Origin of the sequence: Solidesulfovibrio alcoholivorans DSM 5433, from assembly GCF_000702665.1 — a bacterium.
Taxonomy (GTDB): domain Bacteria; phylum Desulfobacterota; class Desulfovibrionia; order Desulfovibrionales; family Desulfovibrionaceae; genus Solidesulfovibrio; species Solidesulfovibrio alcoholivorans.
Map to the genome: position 1 here is coordinate 1 of NZ_JNJA01000060.1, position 1,527 is coordinate 1,527.

A 1,527-nucleotide genomic window follows, 5' to 3' on the forward strand; every position below is an offset into this window, starting at 1 on the left:
CCAGCTTTTTGAGGGCCTTTTCCAGGTTGAAGTCGCGTTTGGCGATGAGCAGCTTCTGCACCAGACGGTAGGCCGGGATGAACAGCACCGGATGATCGCGACGGACAAGCTCATGACCGATGGCGCACAGCAGATGCGTTTTCCCTCGTCCTGGCAGGCCGAAGGCCACGATGTTTTCCGACCGTTCAAGGAAGTGCCCCTCGCACAGGGAGGGCAGGATCTTCTTCACCCGTTCCGGCAAAGCCCCCGTATCCAGACTAGCCAAGGTTTTATCCCCTGGCAGGCCGGAGGCCTTGCGGAGACGTTCGATACGGCTTTGCCGTCTGTCCTCCAGTTCAAGCTCGACCAGGTACTGCAAATACTGTTGGTAGCTCCAACCCTGGCTCTCGGCCGTGGCCGTCGTCTCTTGGAGGCGGCTGGCAAACGCCGAAAGATGCAATGCCTTGAGGCAGATCGTGAGGCCGCCGGTTTCCTGGGTCATATGCAACCTTCCTGTCGGGACAGGAGATTGTCGTAAACCGAAAGGTCCACGAGCGGCGCGTCCATGCCCATGGCCGCGAGCGTTTCGCCATCGGTGACCATGCTTTTGACCCCCTCGGCGCTGAGCAGCGTGCCGGCCTCAAGGAGGAGTTCCAGGGCGGTTTCCACCTCGGCCTCCATCGTGGACGCCGCCAAGTGCAGGATGCGTACGTACTCCTTGTCGGCCTTGTTCTCCTCGAACCGGTCTCGCAACGCGTCGTAAGCACGCCGGAAGACCAGGGAGGGGAAGAGGTCTTCCTGGTAACGATAGAGACGAAACGCACCGGGCTTTTTCACCAGGGACCAGATGATGTGACGGTAGTTGATCCGGTGGCCGCCGCGTCCCAGGAGGCGTTGGGTGGTGAGTTGGACCTTGCCGCCATAATACACGTCGATCCTCCCCTCATAGACTCTGACCATGATCTTTTCTCCAATGAGTCTGGAGGGTACGGAATAGACATTGCTTTTGATGGAGATAGTGCTCCAGGAACTGACCCTGGTATCGACTTCCGTAAATTCGGGAAGTCTGGCCATCGTTACTGGCCGCATCACAGCCAGTTCCTCCCGAAGCTTCGTTTGCCGGGGACGGTTGGTCTTGAGCAGCATCCGCCACAACCACATTTCGTAGGCGGTGGCGCTTTCAAAGTCATTACTGCCGCGCAGAAGCAGGTATTGTTTCAGCCGATTTTTCAGCCCCCGGTGCATGGCCTCGACATCACCATTCTGCTCCTTTTCGCCGACAGCGATGGTCCTGGGGTGCATGCCGAAGTGACCGACCATGGCCACGTATTCCTCGTTGAAGGCCCGCTTGCCGCTGGTCAGATCGTGGGTGGCCGCCGTGGAATTGTCCGTTTGATGGTACAGTGGCGCATGGCCCAACCGAAATAACGCTTCCTGCACGCCTCGCTTCAGCGCCGCCAGCGATTCGGAATGGCAGACCGTGACCCATTCCCAGTTGGAGTATGGCAGCACCGGATGACACAGCATGTGCGGGAAGGCCTCGCCCTG

General features: G+C 59.1%; 2 protein-coding genes. Both read right to left on the bottom strand.

Annotated features, from left to right (window positions below):
* A partial coding sequence (locus Q368_RS23635) for an ATP-binding protein (RefSeq protein WP_043786783.1) occupies nucleotides 1-481 on the bottom strand: 481 nt, incomplete at its 3' end.
* Nucleotides 478-1,527: Mu transposase domain-containing protein (locus tag Q368_RS0122780; protein ID WP_043786785.1), on the bottom strand; the 1,050-nt coding region annotated here is incomplete at its 5' end. The genes Q368_RS0122780 and Q368_RS23635, both read right to left, overlap by 4 nt.